The 19,101-nt window shown below is 63.8% G+C and carries 17 protein-coding genes; 3 read left to right on the forward strand and 14 right to left on the reverse strand.

Annotation, left to right across the window (positions count from 1 at the left end; translation table 11 throughout):
• Positions 1-307: 307 nt before the first annotated feature.
• The 10 genes from NCR35_RS04105 to NCR35_RS04150 form a co-directional block, all read right to left on the reverse strand.
• Entirely contained in the window at positions 308-715 is a 408-nt protein-coding gene (locus tag NCR35_RS04105; protein ID WP_206467681.1) for a Rap1a/Tai family immunity protein, read from the reverse strand.
• 73 nt (positions 716-788) lie between these two features.
• On the reverse strand, positions 789-2,870 hold the full coding sequence (locus NCR35_RS04110) for an ABC transporter ATP-binding protein (RefSeq protein WP_250533235.1): 2,082 nt from the start codon (positions 2,868-2,870) through the stop codon (positions 789-791).
• Complete coding sequence (locus NCR35_RS04115) at positions 2,867-3,718, reverse strand: ABC transporter permease (protein ID WP_250533236.1); 852 nt, start codon at positions 3,716-3,718, stop codon at positions 2,867-2,869. The genes NCR35_RS04110 and NCR35_RS04115 overlap by 4 nt, the downstream gene beginning before the upstream one ends.
• Positions 3,715-4,734, reverse strand: a complete 1,020-nt coding sequence (locus NCR35_RS04120; RefSeq protein WP_502801643.1) for an ABC transporter permease — start codon at positions 4,732-4,734, stop codon at positions 3,715-3,717. The genes NCR35_RS04115 and NCR35_RS04120 overlap by 4 nt, the downstream gene beginning before the upstream one ends.
• Complete coding sequence (locus tag NCR35_RS04125; RefSeq protein WP_250533237.1) at positions 4,731-6,392, reverse strand: ABC transporter substrate-binding protein; 1,662 nt, start codon at positions 6,390-6,392, stop codon at positions 4,731-4,733. Before NCR35_RS04125 ends, NCR35_RS04120 begins: the two co-directional genes overlap by 4 nt.
• A 122-nt stretch (positions 6,393-6,514) precedes the next feature.
• Entirely contained in the window at positions 6,515-7,006 is a 492-nt protein-coding gene (locus NCR35_RS04130) for a cupin domain-containing protein (protein ID WP_250533238.1), read from the reverse strand.
• 101 nt (positions 7,007-7,107) lie between these two features.
• Entirely contained in the window at positions 7,108-9,213 is a 2,106-nt protein-coding gene (gene fusA / locus NCR35_RS04135; RefSeq protein WP_244848037.1) for an elongation factor G, read from the reverse strand.
• A 275-nt stretch (positions 9,214-9,488) separates the two neighbouring features.
• A complete protein-coding gene (locus NCR35_RS04140; protein WP_502801646.1) occupies positions 9,489-9,977 on the reverse strand; it encodes a DUF192 domain-containing protein in 489 nt (162 codons plus the stop codon).
• Between the two features lie 313 nt (positions 9,978-10,290).
• A complete protein-coding gene (locus NCR35_RS04145; protein ID WP_175939635.1) occupies positions 10,291-10,503 on the reverse strand; it encodes a hypothetical protein in 213 nt (70 codons plus the stop codon).
• A gap of 348 nt (positions 10,504-10,851) precedes the next feature.
• Entirely contained in the window at positions 10,852-11,427 is a 576-nt protein-coding gene (locus NCR35_RS04150; RefSeq protein WP_250533239.1) for a pseudouridine synthase, read from the reverse strand.
• A gap of 220 nt (positions 11,428-11,647) precedes the next feature.
• Here NCR35_RS04150 and icd point away from each other — a divergent pair, with 220 nt between their 5' ends.
• Positions 11,648-12,904, forward strand: a complete 1,257-nt coding sequence (icd, locus tag NCR35_RS04155; protein WP_250533240.1) for an NADP-dependent isocitrate dehydrogenase — start codon at positions 11,648-11,650, stop codon at positions 12,902-12,904.
• Positions 12,905-12,993: 89 nt separating this feature from the next.
• On the opposite strand, the gene NCR35_RS04160 is transcribed toward icd, so the two are convergent.
• On the reverse strand, positions 12,994-13,200 hold the full coding sequence (locus NCR35_RS04160; protein WP_175939638.1) for a cold-shock protein: 207 nt from the start codon (positions 13,198-13,200) through the stop codon (positions 12,994-12,996).
• Positions 13,201-13,716: 516 nt separating this feature from the next.
• Between NCR35_RS04160 and clpS the strand changes: the two genes are divergently transcribed.
• Together clpS and clpA are read left to right on the forward strand one after the other, a co-directional pair.
• Positions 13,717-14,031, forward strand: a complete 315-nt coding sequence (gene clpS / locus NCR35_RS04165) for an ATP-dependent Clp protease adapter ClpS (RefSeq protein ID WP_008351199.1) — start codon at positions 13,717-13,719, stop codon at positions 14,029-14,031.
• Positions 14,028-16,331 carry an ATP-dependent Clp protease ATP-binding subunit ClpA gene (gene clpA / locus NCR35_RS04170; RefSeq protein WP_175939639.1) on the forward strand — a complete coding sequence of 768 codons (2,304 nt, stop codon included), beginning with the start codon at positions 14,028-14,030 and terminating at the stop codon, positions 16,329-16,331. Before clpS ends, clpA begins: the two co-directional genes overlap by 4 nt.
• A gap of 72 nt (positions 16,332-16,403) precedes the next feature.
• Here the strand turns inward: clpA and dut are convergent, their stop codons facing one another.
• The 3 genes from dut to coaBC are packed head-to-tail and all read right to left on the reverse strand — an operon-like array spanning position 16,404 to position 19,073.
• The gene (gene dut / locus NCR35_RS04175) at positions 16,404-16,850 is read right to left on the reverse strand and encodes a dUTP diphosphatase (RefSeq protein WP_175939640.1); all 447 of its coding nucleotides are present in this window, start codon (positions 16,848-16,850) and stop codon (positions 16,404-16,406) included.
• Positions 16,851-16,852: 2 nt separating this feature from the next.
• Positions 16,853-17,860, reverse strand: a complete 1,008-nt coding sequence (locus NCR35_RS04180; RefSeq protein WP_250533241.1) for an LLM class flavin-dependent oxidoreductase — start codon at positions 17,858-17,860, stop codon at positions 16,853-16,855.
• A gap of 7 nt (positions 17,861-17,867) precedes the next feature.
• A complete protein-coding gene (gene coaBC / locus NCR35_RS04185) occupies positions 17,868-19,073 on the reverse strand; it encodes a bifunctional phosphopantothenoylcysteine decarboxylase/phosphopantothenate--cysteine ligase CoaBC (RefSeq protein ID WP_250533242.1) in 1,206 nt (401 codons plus the stop codon).
• Between the last annotated feature and the right edge of the window lie 28 nt (positions 19,074-19,101).

Genomic DNA, 19,101 nt, shown 5'->3' on the forward strand with positions numbered 1-19,101 from the left:
CGGCTCATCGAGCCACTGCGGCAGCGCGCGGCCCGACAAGGCGAGCGTGCGCGGCTGATCGAACCAACTCATGCTGCGATTCCTTTGTTCTTGTTATTAACGGTGAAACTCTCGTCGAGCCCGAGCCGCGCGGAGCCGATCGTTCGATCGAACGGATGACGTCCAGTGCAACCCGACAGCCGACGGCAGCATAGTCTGCCATCCTAAGCGTCAGTTTCGTGCTTCCGCCATAAAACGTGACATTCGTCTACCTTCCTAGCGGGCGCCGTCCCCAAAACCGGGCCCGCTAGGCCTCAACCGCCCCTACTCACGAACACGCATGATGCGCATGCACCGACCCGAGCACCGCCACTTCCGCCGGCGTGCGCCTGAGATCCGCCTCACTGACCTGCTTGGCGTCCGCGAGAAAATCATCGACGATCGACGACACCGTCGTATCCGTCAAACACAGCGACACGCGCCGCGTTTCGTTCGCCGGCATCGACGCGCGTTGCGACAAGAACAGCACGCCGTACTGATACCCGCGCACGATGCCCCGCACCGCGCCGACGCATTGTCCCTGCGCGGCGTTGTCGCCTTTTTGGCCGCACTGCTGCGCGAGCGACCACGCGGAAAAGCTCGGATCGGATGCACCGGGCGTCGGCGCGGATTGCGCGTGGGCGGCCGTGGCTGCGCAAAGCGCGAGGGAAGCGGCGAGCGAGAGAGCGCGTTTCATCGTGGGTATCCTCTTGTATGAACGTTGAACCGTTGAGAGGCGACGAGAGCGCGTTTGGTTCCAGCGGCTTGCTTCAGGTCACGTTTTCGCGCGATCGCAGCGCCCGCAGTTCAGCCACCGGAATATGGCAGTGGATCACGTGGCCGTTTCCGGCATCGCGGCTGGGCGGCGTCTCGCGCTCGCAAATTTCGCCGATCTTGCGCGGACAGCGCGTGTGAAACACGCAGCCCGACGGCGGATTCGCCGCGCTCGGCAACTCGCCCGACAGCCGGATGCGCTGATACGCCGCGTGCGCGTCGTCGAGCGAAGGCGCCGACGACAGCAACGCTTCAGTGTACGGATGCTGCGGGCCGTCGAACACATCGGCGGCGCGGCCGATTTCCATGATGCGCCCGAGATACAGCACGGCGATGCGGTCCGACAGATAGCGCACGACGTGCAGATCGTGCGAGATGAACACATAGCTCACGCGCCGCTCGCGCTGCAAATCCGCGAGCAGATTCAGGATCGCGGCCTGCACGGAGACATCGAGCGCGGACGTGGGCTCGTCGCAGACGACCACGCGCGGATCGCCCGCGAAGGCCCGCGCAATCGCGACGCGCTGCTTGAGTCCGCCCGATAGTTGCCGCGTGCGCGAGCCGAGATAACGCTCGGGCAGGCGCACCGCTTCGGTCAGCGTGTGCAGCCGCCGCTCTTTCGCTTCGCCGTGCAGCGCGCCGAGCTTCGCGAGCGACCGCGCAATCAGCCTGCGCACCGAATGCGCGCGGTTCAGCGCCGAATCCGGATTCTGGAAGACGATTTGCAGCGACTTGACCTGCTCGCCGCTGCGCCGCGTGACGCGCTCGGCGAGGCGCTGGCCGTCGAGTTCGAGCGTCGCGCCTTCATCCGGCGAGACGAGGCCGAGCAGCAGTTTCGCGAGCGTCGTCTTGCCGCTGCCCGACTCGCCGACGAGCCCGAGCGTTTCGCCCTGCGCGAGGTCGAGCGAGACATCGTGGACGGCGCGCACGTCTTCATCGCCGACGCGGAAGGTTTTTGATACATGACGGGCCGACAGCGCAAGCGGGGCGTCGTCGCGCGGCGGCGCGGGCGGCGGCGTTTCGTCAGTCGAGCGGGGCAAAAGATGCGCGCGCTCGTGGTAATGACAGCGCGACATCTGGTCGCCGTGAAGCGATGCCACGCGATACGGCGGCGGCGCTTCCTTCACGCAGCGTTCGTCCGCCATCTTGCAGCGGGGCGCGAAGATGCAGCCTTGCACGACCGATCCCGGCAGCGGCAGCGAGCCCGGAATCGTGTCGAGCCGGCCGGTTTCCTTCGTGCGCGTGCTCGTCGGCAGGCAGCGCAAGAGGCCGACCGTGTACGGGTGGCGCGGCTTCGCGAAGACATCGGCGGTCGCGCCTTCTTCCACCAGCCGGCCCGCATACAGCACGCCGACGCGGTCGCACATGCGCCCGATCACCGCGAGGTTGTGGCTGATGAACAGCACCGCCGTGCCGAGTTCCGCGCGTAGCTGCGCGATCAGATCGAGCACTTCCGCTTCGACGGTGGCATCGAGCCCGGTCGTCGGTTCGTCGAGAATGAGCAGTTCGGGATTGCACGCGAGCGCCATCGCGATCACGACGCGCTGCTGCATGCCGCCCGACAATTGATGCGGATAACTCTCCATCACCCGCTCCGGCGACGCGATGCGCACGCGGCGCAGCATGTCGGCGGTGCGGGCGAGCGCGTCGTCGGCGGAGGCGCCCGCCGCTTCGAACGCTTCGGACACCTGACGCGCGATCGTCAGCGATGGATTGAGCGCGCGCCCCGGGTCCTGATAGACCATCGACACGGCGTTGGCGCGCAGCGCGCGAAGCGCTTCGGCGGGCAGGGCGGCGACGTCGTGTCCGCCGACCGTGATGCGGCCCGCCTTCACGCGGCCGTTGCGCGGCAGATAGCGCAGGATCGCGAGCGCGGCCGTCGATTTGCCGCAGCCCGATTCACCGACGAGCCCGTATGCCTCGCCGCGCCGCACGCGCAGCGTCACGTCTTGCAGGACATCGCGGTCGTGCCAGCGCGTGCGATACGCGACCGTCAGGCCGACCACCGTTAGCGCATCCGTCTCGCTGCCCTTGGCCGCGCCGAACGCGGGGAAGGCCGATGGCGGCGGTCCGTTCATCGGTCGAGCACTCCTTGCACGGCATCCGCGACGAGATTCACCGCGACGACGAGCGATGCAATCGCCGCCGCGTCGAACACGACCGTCCACCACGCGCCGCCCGCCATCAGCGTGTAGCTTTCCGAGAGCGCCAGGCCCCAGTCGGCGGAAGGCGGCTGAATGCCGAAGCCGAGAAACGACAGCGTCGCGACCGCGAAGATCGCGTAGCCGAGGCGCACCGTCGCTTCCACGATGATCGGCGGCAGCACGTTCGGCAGAATCTCCGCGAACATGATGTAGAACGCGTTTTCGCCGCGCAGTTGCGCCGCGAGCACATAGTCGAGATGCCGCTCGCCGAGCACCGCCGCGCGGACCGTGCGCGCGGTGATCGGCGCGAAGGTGAGGCCGATCACCAGGATCACCGTCGTGTTGCTCGCGCCGACCGCGGCCAGCGCGAGCAGCGCCACGATCACGAGCGGCAGCGCGAGCAGCGCGTCGATCGCGCGGCCGACCACGGCATCCACCCAGCCGCCGAAATAGCCGACGACGAGCCCGAGCGCCGTGCCCGCCGCCGTGCCGAGCAGCGTCGCGAGCGGCGCAATGGTGAGAATGTCGCGCGAGCCGACGATCACGCGCGCGAACACATCGCGGCCGAGCTGGTCGGTGCCGAACCAGTGTTCGGCGGACGGCGCGGCGAGCGAATTCAACGGATCGGACGCGTACGGGTCTTGCGGCGCGAGCCAGTGTCCGAAGAGCGCACACGCGACCCAGAAGAGCAGGATCAGCACGCCCACATCGAACGTGGCCGAACGCGCGAGCGCGCCGAGGGCGTCGAACCGCTTCGGTCTGACGGCGGCGACCGTGCTCATCGCGCGCCTCCGGTGCGAAGGCGCGGATTGAGCACGACATAGAGCGCATCCGCGATCAAATTGGCCGCCGTATAGATCACGCCGATGGTCAGCACGCCGGCTTCGAGCATCGGAAAGTCCTTCGCCTTCGCGGCGTTGTAGATGAGCGAGCCGATGCCCTGATAGTGAAACAGCGTCTCCACGACGACGAGCCCGCCGATCATGTACCCGAGCTGCGTCGCGGCGACCGTGACCGTCGGCAGAAGCGCATTGCGCAGCACGTGCCGCAGGATCACGACGCGGCGCGGCAAGCCCTTGAGAATCGCGGTGCGCGTGTAGTCGGCGTCGAGCGCCTCGACGGTGCCGGCGCGCGCCATCCGCGCGATATAGCCGAAGAACACGAAGACGAGCGGCAGCACCGGCAGAATCAGATGCTTCAGTTGCACGAGCGCGCTGGCGTTGGCGGGCGCGCTCGCTTCGATCGGCAGCCATTGCAGCCACACGCCGAAGATCAGAATCAGCACGATGGACGACACGAACTCCGGCACGACCGTCGCCGTGAGTCCGCCGATGCTGATGAACCGGTCGATCCAGCGCCCCGCGTGCAGCGCCGCGTAGACGCCGCCCGCGATGCCGAGCGGCACCACGACCACGAACGCGAGCGCGCCGAGCTTCGCCGAACTCCACAGCGCGCCGCCGATGAACGGCGCGACCGGCGCCCGAAACGCATACGACTCGCCCATGTCGCCGCGCAGGAAGTGCGTGATCCAGCCGGTGTATTGCGTGAGAAGCGGCCGGTCCACGCCCAGTTGATGATTCAGCGCCGCGACGGCGCGCGCATCGGCGAGCGGGCCGAGAATGGCGCGGCCCACGTCGCCGGGCAAGAGCTGGCCGCCCGCGAAGACGATCATCGACAGAAGCCACAGCGTGACGAGCGCAAGCAGCACGCGCACGCCGACGAAGCGCAGCACGCGCCGCGCCTTCGCCGAGCCGTTGCGCTTGCCGCCGATGCCCGCCGGGGACGTGATCGTGCTCAAGCGGCCACCGTCGCGCGGTCGAACCACATCTGCGAGATGGCGTTGAAGCGCACGCCCGACACGTTCGCGCGCGTGACGATCAACTGGTCGTAGAAGTAAGGGATCACGACGGGCGTTTCGTCGAGCAAGAGGCGCTGAATCTGCCCGGAGAGTTTTTTCTGCGAGGCCACGTCGAGCGCCGCGACGAACTGCGCGACGAGCTTGTCGTATTCCGCGTTCTTGAAATGCGCCGCGTTCCACGTGCCGCTGCTCGTGAGCGGCGCATTGAGAAACACGTTCGGCACGCCGCGATGCCCGTAGTCCGTAATGCCGAGCGGCGAATCGAGCCAATCGGACTTGCCGAACGTGCCCGAGCCGTAGTACAGGTCCTGGCTCTCCACCTTCAGCGCGATGCGAATGCCGATTGCCTTGGCCGCGTTCTGCACAACCACGGCGAGGTCGGGAATCTCCATGTACTTCTCGGTCGTGAGCGTGATGTCGAAGCCGTTGGCCACGCCCGCTTCGCTCATCAGCTGCTTCGCTTTCGCGATGTCGAGATGCCGCTGCGGCACGGTGAGATCGCTCGACGGAAAGACCGGCGCGAACGGGCTGTCGTTGCCGACCACCGCGCGCCCGCGAAACAGGCCCTTTACGATGACTTCGCGATTGATCGCGAGCGCGAGCGCCTGACGCACGCGCTTGTCCTTGAACGCGCCCATGTCGCAGCGCATGTGAATCTGCCGATGCGAACTCGACTTCGCGCCGAGCACCTTGAATTGCGGGTTCGACAGCATCGAGACGCCGCCCTGCACGGTGAAGTCGCCCATTACGTCGGCTTGGCGGCCTTGCATGGCGAGGAGTTGCGCCTGCTGGTCGGCGTAGAACGAGAACTGCACGCGGTCGGGCAGCGCCTTGTCGCCCCAGTAGTCCGGATTGCGCACGAACGACGCGCCGACCTTCGGCGTGTACTTTTCCATTTTCAGCGCGCCCGTTCCCATGAACGACTTCTCGTACGGGCCGCTGAAGTTCGCGGGCAGGATCACCGCGTTGTAGTTGTCGGAGGAAACGTAGTACGGGAAATTGCCGTTCGGCGCGTCGAGATGGAACTCGACGGTGTGATCGTCGACCGCTTTCGCCGAATCCTTCGACAGCACGCCCTTCAGCACCGAGAGCGCAGCCGACCCCGCGCCCGGATCGGCCAGGCGGTTGAAGGTGGCCGCGACGTCCTTCGCGGTCATCGGCTGGCCGTTGTGGAATTTGACGTTCTGGCGCAGCTTGAAGGTCCACACATCGCCCGTCGCGTTCGACGACCACGAGAGCGCGAGGGCAGGGCGCAGCGTGAGCGTCTCGCTGTCGTCGTCGATCAGAAATTCGCCCGTCTGGTTGATGAGCACGAGTCCGGCTGCATCGGTGACGGTCAGCGGATCGACCGCGCCCGCGGGCGTCATGTGCGCGACGCGAATCGTGCCGCCGGGCTTGGCCGCGCCCTGCGCGCGCGCCGCCGGCATGCCGAAGAGCCCGCCCGCCGAGAGCGCGAAGCCCAGCACGCTCGCGTGCCGCAGCAGTTCGCGCCGCGTGAGGCGCCCGGCCATGAACTCGTCGATCGCGTGATTGCCCAGCTCGCCCGCGTTGCCGCGCGCAAGCTCCAGGTGATGCGCGTCCGTCGATGCTTTCTTCATCGGTGATCGTTCCCTGTGCGTGTTGTCGTGTTGTCGTTGCGTGGCGCGCTTCGCCGATGTGACGCGAAGTCAGCGCGTCTCGGCGTGGAAGCAAGGAACGCGCCGCTACGTTCGGCGGCGCGTCAATGTTCGTGCGGATGCTTGTGCGGATGCTTATGGATGGGATCGACCCAGAAGACTTCTTCCGGCGTTTCGACCGCGTCGATGTTCAGATTCACGACGACCGCTTCGTTGTCGCTGCGCACGAGCACGCATTCGAGCGGCTCGTCCGTGCTCGCGTTGATTTCCTGATGCGGCACGTACGGCGGCACGAAGATGAAATCGCCAGGACCGGCTTCGGCCGCGAATTCGAGGTGCTCGCCCCAGCGCATGCGCGCCTGGCCGCGCACGATGTAGATCACGCTTTCGAGCGCGCCGTGATGGTGCGCGCCGGTCTTCGCGTTCGGATGAATGGTGACCGTTCCCGCCCAGATCTTCTGCGCCCCGACGCGCGCCGCGTCGATGGCGGCCGCGCGGTTCATGCCCGGCGTCTGCGGCGTGTTGGTGTCGAGCTGATCGCCCTTGATGACCTTGACGCCGTTCTCGCGCCAATCGATATGATGTGCGTCGCTCATGGTGCCTCTGGTCTACAGATAGAAAAAGTCCGTTGCCGCCGACACCGCGCGAGCAACGGACTTCCGATATTACACGGCGAAGCGCCCAAAGCGGGCGGCGATCATTTCCCCTTCGAGTTGATGATCGCTTCCGACACGTTGTTCGGCGTCTCGGCGTAGTGCTTGAACTCCATCGTGTAGGTCGCGCGGCCTTGCGTCAGCGAGCGCAGCGACGTCGAGTAGCCGAACATCTCGGCAAGCGGCACTTCGGCGCGCACGATCTTGCCGCCGCCGCCCGCGATGTCCTCCATGCCCTGCACGATGCCGCGCCGGCTCGACAAGTCGCCCATCACGTTGCCCATGAACTCCTCGGGCGTTTCCACTTCGACGGCCATCGTCGGTTCGAGCAGCACGGGCTTCGCGCGGCGCATCGCTTCCTTGAAGGCCATCGAGCCGGCCATGCGGAACGCGTTTTCGTTCGAATCGACATCGTGATAGGAGCCAAAGGTCAGCGTCACTTTTGTGTCGACGACCGGATAGCCCGCCAGCACGCCCGACTTGAGCGACTCCTGAATGCCCTTGTCCACCGCCGGAATGTACTCGCGCGGAATCACGCCGCCCTTGATGGCGTCGACGAATTCATAGCCCTTGCCCGGGTCCGGTTCCAGCGTGATGACGGCGTGCCCGTACTGGCCGCGCCCGCCCGACTGCTTGACGAACTTGCCTTCGACATCGGTCACCTTGTTGCGCACGGTTTCGCGATACGCGACCTGCGGCTTGCCGACCGTCGCCTCCACGCCGAACTCGCGCTTCATGCGGTCGACGAGAATTTCGAGGTGCAGCTCGCCCATGCCGGAGATGATCGTCTGGCCGGATTCCTCGTCGGTCGTGACGCGGAACGACGGGTCTTCCTGCGCGAGTCGATTGAGCGCGATGCCCATCTTCTCCTGGTCGGCTTTCGTCTTCGGCTCGACGGCCTGCGAGATCACTGGCTCCGGGAAGATCATCCGTTCGAGGATGATGATGTTGCCCGGATCGCACAGCGTGTCGCCGGTCGTCGCTTCCTTCAGGCCGACCGCCGCAGCGATGTCGCCCGCGCGCACTTCCTTGATTTCCTTGCGCTCGTTCGCGTGCATCTGAAGGATGCGCCCGAGCCGCTCCTTCTTTTCCTTCACCGGGTTGTAGACCGTATCGCCGGAATTCACGACGCCCGAATACACGCGGAAGAAGATCAGCTGGCCGACGAACGGGTCGGTCATGATCTTGAACGCGAGCGCGGAGAACGGCTCGTCGTCGCTCGGATGGCGCTCGGCTTCCTGGTCGTCTTCGGTGTGGCCGAGAATCGCGGGCACATCCACCGGCGAGGGCAGATAGTCGATCACCGCGTCGAGCATCGCCTGCACGCCCTTGTTCTTGAACGCGCTGCCGCAGAGCATCGGCACGATCTCGTTCGCGATGGTGCGCTTCCTCAGCGCCGTCTTGATCTCTTCTTCCGTCAGGCTTTCGTGGTCTTCCAGATACTTTTCGAGCAGTTCTTCGCTGGATTCCGCCGCGGCCTCGACCATCTTCTCGCGCCATTCGTGCGCGACGTCCTTGAGGTTGTCGGGGATGTCTTCGTACGTGAACTTGATGCCCTGACTCTCGTCGTCCCAGACGATGGCCTTCATCTTCACGAGGTCGACCACGCCCTGGAAGTGCTCTTCCGCGCCGATCGGAATCTGGATCGGCACCGCGACGCCCTTCAGGCGCTCGCCGATTTGCCGCTGCACGCGGAAAAAGTCCGCGCCGACGCGATCCATCTTGTTGACGAAGGCGATGCGCGGCACCTTGTACTTGTTCGCCTGACGCCACACGGTTTCGGACTGCGGCTGCACGCCGCCGACCGAGTCGTAGACCATGCAGGCGCCGTCGAGCACGCGCATGGAACGCTCGACTTCGATGGTGAAGTCGACGTGTCCCGGCGTATCGATGATGTTGATGCGATGTTCCGGATAATTGCCGGCCATGCCTTTCCAGAAGGCGGTCGTCGCGGCGGACGTGATCGTGATGCCGCGTTCCTGCTCCTGCTCCATCCAGTCCATCGTCGCCGCGCCGTCGTGAACCTCGCCGATCTTGTGCGTCACGCCGGTGTAGAAAAGGATGCGTTCGGTAGTGGTCGTTTTGCCGGCATCGATGTGGGCGCTAATACCGATATTGCGATAGCGCTCGATGGGAGTCTTGCGGGGCACGTGAACCTCCTGTGGGTAATTGCGACCGCAGTTAGGGCTTCAGCCCTTACTACGGTCTCATGCAAAGCTGTCGACCGCAGCTAGGGCTTCAGCCTCTATTGCGGTCCCATGCAATCTTTTTAGGATAGCGCGTAGACCAGCTTCTTGCAGGAATCTTGCCAGCCCTGCCGAACGTTGCGACAAACGGTTTCGGATTGTCCCTGCGCGCCCCGCGAGGGCGAAAAAAAACGGCGCGTCAGGCGACACGCCGTTTTTATCGTTCATCCAGACTTGCGCTACTGCACGCCCGGCAATCCCTTGATTTTCATGCCCGGCTTGATGCCCTTCGCCGTGAACCAGCCCTTGCTCATCTCGAGCGCATACACGCCGTTGTTGCGCGGGCAATGGTTATTCGTGGTTTCGGCATCCATTTCGTCGATGTCGGTGATCGTGCCGTCCGCGCGAATGAACGCGATCGACAGCGGGATCAGCGTGTTCTTCATCCAGAAGCAATGCACCGCGTTCTCGTCGAATACGAAGAGCATGCCTTCGTTCGCCGCGAGTTGCGTGCGATACATGAGACCCTGCTCGCGATCGGCGTCGTTGGCGGCCACGGCGGCGTCGATGACGAACATGCCGGCGGTGAGCTTCGCGCGCGGAAATTCAGACGGCTGCTTCGCGCCGGGCGGCATTGTCTGGGCCTGCGCGAGCGAAAGCGCGGCGAACGGCAGCAGAATCGCGACGACGAGCGCACGCAGTCGTCGAACGACACTCGCGCGGCGAATCGATTCAGCAAAAGAGAATGGCGCGCGCAACGCGCGCAGAGAATGCAACAGCGAATTCACACGATGCTCCTTGGAAATCGATCGTCCACGCCAAGAAAAAACAGCAGCCCCGCGCATGTTACTTGAAGCAAGACGCGAATGTAAAAAGCGCGGGCAAAGGCGGCGGACGCAGTTCACGGCGAAAAACGAAAGGACGCAAAGGCCCGATGCAAAACAAAAGGGCAGATTGCCATTCGGCGATCTGCCCTTTAACGCCGTGAAGACGGCGGTAATGCTCGTTTTTAGCTTCGCTATACCGCGTCTTACAACGAACTTACTGAGCTGCGGAAGCAGCTTCCGGTGCCGAAGCGGCAGCCTTGTGCGACTTCTTGTGCGACTTCTTGTGCGAGTGCTTCTTTGCAGCCTTGTGAGCCGGTGCCGAAGCAGCCGAAGCAGCAGCCGGAGCAGCCGCTTCCGGAGCCGAAGCTTGTGCGAATGCAGCCGTTGCGAACAGGCCAGCGACGAGAGCAGCGATCAGTTTGTTCATTTGTGAATCCTCAGCTTGAGTTAATTAACCAAACGACCCGGTCATTGAGTCATGTCGGTAAACGAGCCATCCACCTTTCGGTTGACAGTCGTATCGGCAAAAACTCGATACGGCTGTGAACGCTTGTTCCTTTCAAAAAGCCTGGAGCACACAGGTTAATCGAAAGGGTGTTTCGTTCATGCCGGATAGCTTTGTGCGGCATCTGTGGCCCTTAACGCCTCGCCGAAAGAGTCGGTTGACGCGATTTCGCAGCGATTCACTGCCCAGATGCAAAAAATCTTCGCGGGTTGATACGCGGCTAATCGGCGCGTTTCACAAAAGCGCCCGGCGCGATACTTCAATGGCGATTCAACGCACGGTTTTCCATGGCGATTGCGCCGGCACTTCGACACTTTCCCCGGGCGCGAGTCCAAGCGAGAACACGTCGAGCGCGCCGATAGCCACGCGCACGAGCCGCAGCGTCGGAAAGCCGACCGCTGCCGTCATGCGCCGGACCTGGCGGTTCTTCCCTTCGGTGATGGCGAGTTCGATCCACGTCGTCGGGATGGCGGCGCGATAGCGGATCGGCGGATTGCGCGCCCACAGGCTTTCGATATCGGGCTCCGCGACGAAAGCGGCCTTGCATGGCCGTGTCACGTAATCGCCGAGATCGACGCCTTTCGCGAGACGCGCGAGCGTGTCGTCGCCGGGCGCGCCTTCGACCTGCGCCCAATAACGCTTGACGAGCTTGTGGCGCGGCTCCGCGATGCGCGCCTGCAACGCGCCGTCGTCGGTGAGCAGAAGAAGGCCCTCGCTGTCCGCATCGAGCCGGCCCGCCGGATAGACGCCCGGCGCCTTCACGAAGTCGCCGAGCGACGCGCGGGTTTCGTGCGCGGAGAACTGGCAGATCGTGCCGAACGGTTTATTCAGAGCGATGAGCGGCATCGGCAGACAAGCGGAACAGGTGGAAGGCGTGCGCGCCGCGCGGCAGGCCGCCGGGGCGTGGATGCGGCATCTTAATGCATAATGGACCGCGATCCGTTTCTCTCACTGCCACGCCGGGCGAAGGGCCTGTCGCCCGCCTGCCGTGGATAGAATGAAAGCACTGGCGCAGCGAGCGTCCGCGCCAACCAATCATCAAGTCCGGCCTTCATTGGAGTCGACCATGTCGTATCAGCACATCCAGGTTCCGGCGGGCGGTGAAAAAATCACCGTCAACGCGGATTACTCGCTCAACGTCCCGGATCAGCCGATCATTCCGTACATCGAGGGCGACGGCACGGGCGTCGATATCACGCCGGTCATGCTCAAGGTGGTGGATGCGGCAGTCGAGAAGGCCTACGGCGGGAAGCGCAAGATTCACTGGATGGAGATCTTCGCCGGCGAAAAGGCCACGCGCGTCTACGGTCCGGACGTCTGGCTGCCGGACGAAACGCTCGATGTCGTGAAGGAATACGTCGTCTCGATCAAGGGACCGCTCACGACGCCCGTCGGCGGCGGCATCCGGTCGTTGAATGTTGCGCTTCGGCAGCAACTCGACCTGTATGTTTGCCTGCGACCGGTGCGCTATTTCAAGGGCGTGCCGTCGCCGCTGCGCGAGCCGGACAAGGTCGACATGGTGATCTTCCGCGAGAACTCGGAAGATATCTACGCGGGCATCGAATGGCCGGCCGAATCGGCGGAAGCGAAGAAGGTGATCGCCTTCCTGCGCGATGAAATGGGCGTGAAGAAGATCCGCTTTCCCGAGTCGTCGGGGCTCGGCATCAAGCCGGTGTCGCGCGAGGGCACGGAGCGGCTCGTGCGCAAGGCGATTCAGTATGCGATCGACAACAACCGGCGCTCGGTCACGCTCGTGCACAAGGGGAACATCATGAAGTTCACCGAAGGCGCGTTCCGCGACTACGGTTACGCGCTCGCGCAGAAGGAGTTCAACGCCGAACTGATCGACGGCGGCCCGTGGATGAAGGTGAAGAACCCGAAGACGGGCGCGGATGTCGTCGTGAAAGACGTGATCGCCGATGCGTTCCTTCAGCAGATCCTGCTGCGTCCGGCGGAATACGACGTGATCGCCACGCTCAATCTTAACGGCGACTACATCTCCGATGCGCTCGCGGCGCAGGTCGGCGGCATCGGCATTGCGCCGGGCGCGAACATGTCGGACTCCGTTGCAATGTTCGAGGCCACGCACGGCACCGCGCCCAAGTACGCCGGTAAGGATTACGTGAACCCGGGCTCCGAAATTCTGTCCGCCGAAATGATGCTGCGCCATCTCGGCTGGACCGAGGCAGCGGATCGCATCATCGCGTCGATGGAGCAGTCGATTCTTTCGAAGCGCGTCACGTACGACTTCGCGCGGCTCATGGAAGGCGCGACGCAGGTGTCGTGCTCGGGATTCGGCGAGGTGATGATCGACAACATGTGATGCGGTCCCGGCGGGCATCGTCCGCTGAGGCGCGCATAAAAAAACCCGGCGCGAAGCCGGGTTTTTACGGGCTCATGGCACCCGAACGGTCAGGCTGCGTCCTGGATGTTCGATGCCTGCTTGCCCTTCGGTCCCTGGACGATCTCGAAAGTGACCTTTTGGCCTTCCTTGAGCGTCTTGAAACCGTTCATCTGAATCGCCGAGAAATGTGCGAACAGATCCTCGCCGCCTTCGTCGGGCGTGATGAATCCGTAGCCTTTCGCGTCATTGAACCACTTGACCGTACCAGTAGACATTCGTACTTCCCCTCTAACTCTCGTCTCAACCAGAGCACGCTCGAAAAGCTCGACGGCCCACCCCCACAGCGAACCGCCCCCTCCTCACTGCTCCCCTCGGCCTTTTTTGCCCGATGCCCCCGGAAAAAAGTGCCAGTTTGATTGTTAAATCTCTTAAATCGAGTGTCAAGGAATTTTTGGGATGGCCGATAAGCTCGTTGCAAAGTCCACATTCGTAGGGTAATTCCTGCTTTGCCGTGTGCGCCGCCGTCCAAGCAAGGCATCTTGAAAAGTCGCATAATCGTCTCACTTGTGTGATACGCCCGGCAGCGCGCCACCGTCGTGCGGTTTGTTTTTTTTGAAGCTGTGCGATACTGGATTCGACGAGGTGCAAGCGGGCCGCGCCGAAGGTTGGGCGCCGGCAGGATTCGATGGACGGTCGCTGCGCAACGCGTGTTTTCCAGCCATACCATAGGGCCGTGCGGCCAGTGCTGGAGCGGCAATTGCGAAGGCGTCCGTGTTGTTTAGAATGGGTGTATGGCGATAAATCCCAACAAGCAGGATGGCACGGTACTCGAGCGGCAGGAGCAGAAGCTCAAAAAGCCGGCGATGTACAAGGTGGTGCTGCTGAATGACGACTTCACGCCGATGGAATTCGTCGTGATGATCGTGCAGGAATACTTCAATAAAGATCGTGAGACTGCGACGCAGATCATGCTGAAGGTTCATCGCGAGGGCAGGGGAGTTTGTGGGGTCTATACGCGGGACATTGCGTCGACCAAAGTTGAGCAAGTCGTTAGCCATGCACGGCAAGCGGGGCATCCGCTGCAGTGCGTGATGGAGGAAGCATGATTGCCCAGGAACTGGAAGTCAGTCTGCACATGGCGTTTATGGAAGCACGTCAGGCGCGGCACGAGTTCATAACGGTCGAGCATCTTTTACTGGCCTTGTTGGACAATCCGACCGCGGCTGAAGTGCTGCGCGCCTGCGCAGCAAATATCGAGGATTTGCGTCAGAACCTGCGCAATTTCATTCATGACAACACGCCGACCGTGCCCGGCACGGACGACGTCGATACCCAGCCGACGCTTGGTTTCCAGCGCGTGATTCAGCGCGCGATCATGCATGTGCAATCGACTTCGAACGGCAAGAAGGAAGTGACGGGCGCGAACGTGCTCGTCGCGATCTTCGGCGAGAAGGACTCGCACGCGGTCTACTACCTGCAGCAGCAGGGCGTGACTCGTCTGGATGTCGTGAATTTCATTTCGCACGGCATCGCGAAGACGAACAGCGGCGACGCCGCGAAGGCGAACAGCGAAGCGAATCCGGAATCGGAAGACGCCGCCGCGCAGAAGGAAACGCCGCTCGCGCAGTTCACGCAGAACCTGAACCAGCAGGCGAAGGACGGCAAGATCGATCCTTTGATCGGCCGCGAGCTGGAAGTCGAGCGCGTGGTGCAGGTGCTCTGCCGCCGCCGCAAGAACAATCCGCTGCTCGTGGGCGAAGCGGGCGTCGGCAAGACGGCCATTGCCGAAGGTCTCGCCTGGCGCATCACGCGCGGCGAAGTGCCGGACATCCTCGCGGATGCGCAGGTCTACTCGCTCGACATGGGCGCGTTGCTCGCGGGCACGAAGTATCGCGGCGACTTCGAGCAGCGTCTCAAGACGGTGCTGAAGGAACTGAAGGAGCGTCCGCACGCCATTCTGTTCATCGACGAGATCCACACGCTGATCGGCGCGGGCGCGGCATCGGGCGGCACGCTCGACGCATCGAACCTGCTGAAGCCGGCGTTGTCGTCGGGGCAGTTGAAGTGCATCGGCGCGACGACGTTCACGGAATATCGCGGCATCTTCGAGAAGGACGCGGCGCTTTCGCGGCGCTTCCAGAAGGTGGATGTCACCGAGCCTTCAGTCGAGCAGACGGTTGCCATTCTGCGCGGTCTCAAGTCGCGCTTCGAGGAGCACCACGGCGTGAAGTATTCGTCGGGCGCGCTGTCGGCGGCGGCTGAGTTGTCGGCGCGCTTCATCACGGACCGTCATCTGCCGGACAAGGCGATCGACGTGATCGACGAAGCGGGCGCGGCGCAACGCATTCTGCCGAAGTCGAAGCAGAAGAAGACCATCGGCAAGAGCGAGATCGAAGAGATCATCTCGAAGATCGCGCGCGTGCCGGCGCAAAGCGTGTCGCAGGACGACCGCAGCAAGCTGCAGACGCTGGACCGCGATCTGAAGGCGGTGGTGTTCGGTCAGGATCCGGCCATCGACGCGCTGTCGGCGTCGATCAAGATGGCGCGCGCGGGTCTCGGCAAGACGGACAAGCCGATCGGCGCGTTCCTCTTCTCCGGCCCGACGGGCGTCGGCAAGACGGAAGTGGCGAAGCAGCTTGCGTTCACGCTCGGCATCGAACTGCTGCGCTTCGACATGTCGGAATACATGGAGCGCCATGCGGTGAGCCGGCTGATCGGCGCGCCCCCGGGCTACGTCGGTTTCGATCAGGGCGGTTTGCTGACCGAGGCCGTCACGAAGAAGCCGCATTGCGTGCTGCTGCTGGACGAAATCGAGAAGGCGCACCCGGATATCTACAACGTGCTCTTGCAGGTCATGGACCACGGCACGCTGACGGATAACAACGGGCGCAAGGCGGATTTCCGCAACGTCATCATCATCATGACGACGAACGCGGGCGCCGAGGCGATGGGCAAGGCGGTGATCGGCTTCACGTCGCGCCGCGAGTCGGGCGACGAAATGGCCGACATCAAGCGCATGTTCACGCCGGAGTTCCGCAACCGCCTCGATGCGATCATCAGCTTCCGCTCGCTGGACGAGGAAATCATCCTGCGCGTGGTCGACAAGTTCCTCATGCAACTGGAAGATCAGCTGCACGAGAAGAAGGTCGATGCGGTGTTCACCGACGCGCTGCGCAAGCACTTGGCGAAGCACGGTTTCGATCCGCTGATGGGCGCGCGTCCGATGCAGCGTCTGATTCAGGACACGATTCGCCGCGCACTCGCCGACGAACTGCTCTTCGGCAAGCTGCTCAACGGCGGCCGCGTGACCGTGGACGTCGATGCGGAAGACAAGGTGCAGCTGACGTTCGACGAGAACTCGGCGCCGCCGCGTAATCCGAATCCGGAAGCGATCGAAGTCGACTGATCGTAAGTTAGCCTCGAACAAAAACGGCGCGTTCTTCAATGAACGCGCCGTTTTTTTTGGGCTTCGGAAAGCTCAGTGCTTGCCCGTGCTGCCGAATCCGCCCGCGCCGCGTTCGCTCGCCTCGAAGTCATCGACGATATTGAACTGCGCCTGCACCACCGGCACGATGACCAGTTGCGCGAGCCGTTCCATGGGGTTCAGCGTGAACGCGGTGTCGCCGCGATTCCACGTCGAAACCATCAGTTGCCCTTGATAATCCGAATCGATCAGGCCGACGAGATTGCCGAGCACGATGCCGTGCTTATGGCCGAGGCCGGAGCGCGGCAGAATGAGCGCCGCATAGCCGGGATCGGCGAGGTGAATGGCGAGACCGGTGGGCACCAGCACCGTCTGATGCGGCTCGATGACGAGCGGCGCATCCAGACACGCGCGCAGATCGAGGCCGGCGCTGCCGGGCGTTGCATAAGCGGGCAGAAAATCGCGCATGCGCGCGTCGAGAATCTTGACGTCGAGTTTCATGGTCAGGCTGAGCGGCCGAGCGCGAACGCGTCGGCGAGGAGTTGATAGGACCGCGTGCGTGCGGCGTAGCTGCCGGCGACCGTCAGAACGATCAGTTCGTCGGCGTCGAATTGTTCTTGCAGCGCGTGCAGTTTCTCCGTGACGCGCTCCGGCGTGCCGATGATGCTGCGCGCCTTCTCATGCGCGATCACCGCGCGCTCGCGTTCGCCGTATTGCTGCGCGACGCCCTGCGCGATCGACGGAATCGGCTGGTTCAGGCCATACGCCATCTGCACGCGACGCAGATCGACGGCCTTTTCCAGCGCCTGGGCTTCGTCTTCAGTATCGGCGCAGATTGCGAACACCGCCGCCGCGAGATACGGCTTCTCTTCGTGACCCGCGACGAACCGCTCGCGATACGCCTCGGCTACGTGATGCCCCATGTGCGCGTTGATGAAATGCGCGAACGCGAAGCGAATGCCGAGTTGCGCGGCCAGCAAGCCGCCGAAATCGCTTGACCCGAGCATCCACAGTTCGGGGCGCGTGTCGATCTGCGGTTGCAGCAGCACGCCTTTGGCGAGCGAATCGTCGGGAATCTTGCCGTCGAAGAGCGCGATGAGTTCCGCCACTTGCTGCGGAAAGATATCGCCGCGATTGTACGACCCGGCGGCCACTGCCTGCGCGGTCCGCATGTCGCCGCCGGGCGCGCGCCCGACGCCCAGATCCACGCGATTCGGGAACAGCGCCTCCAGCATCAGAAACTGCTCGGCCACCTTGAAGGGGCTGTAGTACGGCAGCATGACGCCGCCCGAGCCGATGCGGATGCGCTTGGTCAGACTGCCGATACGCGCGAGCATCACTTCCGGGCACGGGTTCGACACGCCGTACAGGCCGTGATGCTCCGCGCACCAGTAGCGCGTGTAGCCGAGATCGTCGGCGAGTTGCGCGAGGTCCAGCGTCGCCGCGATGGCGTCCGCCGTCGTGTGACCGTGGATGACCGGCGTCTGGTCGAGAACGGATAACTTCGTCATGTCGAGCCTACGAGAGAAGCGAGCCGCCGCTCGGCGCGCGCTTGGCGATTTCCGCGATCAGCGTGCGCGCGAGCGACTGCTTGTCGGCGCGCGGCAACGGCGTGCGTCCCGATGCTTCGAAGAGCACGACTTCGTTGTCGTCGAGGCCGAAGGTGAGCGGCCCGAGATTGCCGATCAAGAGCGGCACGTTCTTGCGCTTGCGCTTTTCCTCGCCGTGCAAGTCGAGATCTCCGCTTTCGGCCGCGAAGCCGACGCAATACGGCGGATTCGGCAGATTCGCCACCGAAGCGAGGATGTCCGGATTCTCGATGAACTTGAACGCAGGCAACGCATCGCCGGACTTCTTGATCTTATGCTCGCTCGCGTGATCGACGCGCCAGTCCGCGACCGCCGCCACCGCGATGAAAATCTCGGCATCGGACGCGGCCTGCATGACGGCATCGTGCATTTGCTGCGCGGTCTGCACGTCTTCGCGATAGACGCCCCACGGCGTCGCCAGCGAAACCGGCCCGGCGACGAGATGTACGTCCGCCCCCGCCTGCGCCGCCGCGCGCGCGAGCGCGAAGCCCATCTTGCCCGACGAGCGATTCGTGAGGCCGCGCACCGGATCGAGCGGCTCGAACGTCGGGCCGGCGGTAATCAGCACGCGGCGGCCGCGCAGAACCTTGGGCTGAAACGACGCGCAAATGGCTTCGAACGCGGCTTCCGGCTCGATCATACGGCCGTCGCCGACTTCGCCGCACGCCTGCGAGCCCGAATCCGGTCCGAGCACGTCGACGCCGTCCGCGCGGATCTGCGCGACATTGCGCTGGGTCGCCGGGTTCTGCCACATCTGGCGGTTCATCGCGGGCACGACGAGCAGCGGACAATCACGCGCGACGCAAAGCGTGGAGAGCAGGTCGTCGCACATGCCATGCGCGAGCTTCGCGATGAAATCGGTCGAGGCAGGCGCGATGACGATGGCATGCGCCTCGCGCGACAGATCGATATGCGGCATGTTGTTCGGCATGCGCGCATCCCATTGCGACACATACACGGGACGGCCCGAGAGCGCCTGCATGGTGACGGGCGTGATGAATTCCGTGGCCGCTTCGGTCATCACGATCTGCACGGTCGCGCCGGCCTTCACGAGCAGCCGCGTCAGCTCCGCGATCTTGTAGCACGCGATGCCGCCGGTCAGTCCCAGCACGAGATGTTTGCCTGCGAGTTCCAACTTGCCTCCGTCGCAAAAAAACGCGGCT

It is taken from the genome of Caballeronia sp. AZ10_KS36, from assembly GCF_023631105.1.
In the GTDB taxonomy this organism is placed as follows: Bacteria; Pseudomonadota; Gammaproteobacteria; order Burkholderiales; family Burkholderiaceae; genus Caballeronia.

Bases quoted from the DNA above. Each gene is read 5' to 3' on its own strand.
- clpS (WP_008351199.1), top strand. From the start codon at position 13,717: ATGGCGATAAATCCCAACAAGCAGGATGGCACGGTACTCGAGCGGCAG.
- icd (WP_250533240.1), top strand. From the start codon at position 11,648: ATGTCGTATCAGCACATCCAGGTTCCGGCGGGCGGTGAAAAAATCACC.
- dut (WP_175939640.1), bottom strand. From the start codon at position 16,850: ATGAAACTCGACGTCAAGATTCTCGACGCGCGCATGCGCGATTTTCTG.
- NCR35_RS04125 (WP_250533237.1), bottom strand. From the start codon at position 6,392: ATGAAGAAAGCATCGACGGACGCGCATCACCTGGAGCTTGCGCGCGGC.
- NCR35_RS04150 (WP_250533239.1), bottom strand. From the start codon at position 11,427: ATGCCGCTCATCGCTCTGAATAAACCGTTCGGCACGATCTGCCAGTTC.
- clpA (WP_175939639.1), top strand. From the start codon at position 14,028: ATGATTGCCCAGGAACTGGAAGTCAGTCTGCACATGGCGTTTATGGAA.
- NCR35_RS04130 (WP_250533238.1), bottom strand. From the start codon at position 7,006: ATGAGCGACGCACATCATATCGATTGGCGCGAGAACGGCGTCAAGGTC.
- NCR35_RS04180 (WP_250533241.1), bottom strand. From the start codon at position 17,860: ATGACGAAGTTATCCGTTCTCGACCAGACGCCGGTCATCCACGGTCAC.
- NCR35_RS04110 (WP_250533235.1), bottom strand. From the start codon at position 2,870: ATGAACGGACCGCCGCCATCGGCCTTCCCCGCGTTCGGCGCGGCCAAG.
- NCR35_RS04160 (WP_175939638.1), bottom strand. From the start codon at position 13,200: ATGTCTACTGGTACGGTCAAGTGGTTCAATGACGCGAAAGGCTACGGA.
- NCR35_RS04105 (WP_206467681.1), bottom strand. From the start codon at position 715: ATGAAACGCGCTCTCTCGCTCGCCGCTTCCCTCGCGCTTTGCGCAGCC.
- NCR35_RS04115 (WP_250533236.1), bottom strand. From the start codon at position 3,718: ATGAGCACGGTCGCCGCCGTCAGACCGAAGCGGTTCGACGCCCTCGGC.
- NCR35_RS04145 (WP_175939635.1), bottom strand. From the start codon at position 10,503: ATGAACAAACTGATCGCTGCTCTCGTCGCTGGCCTGTTCGCAACGGCT.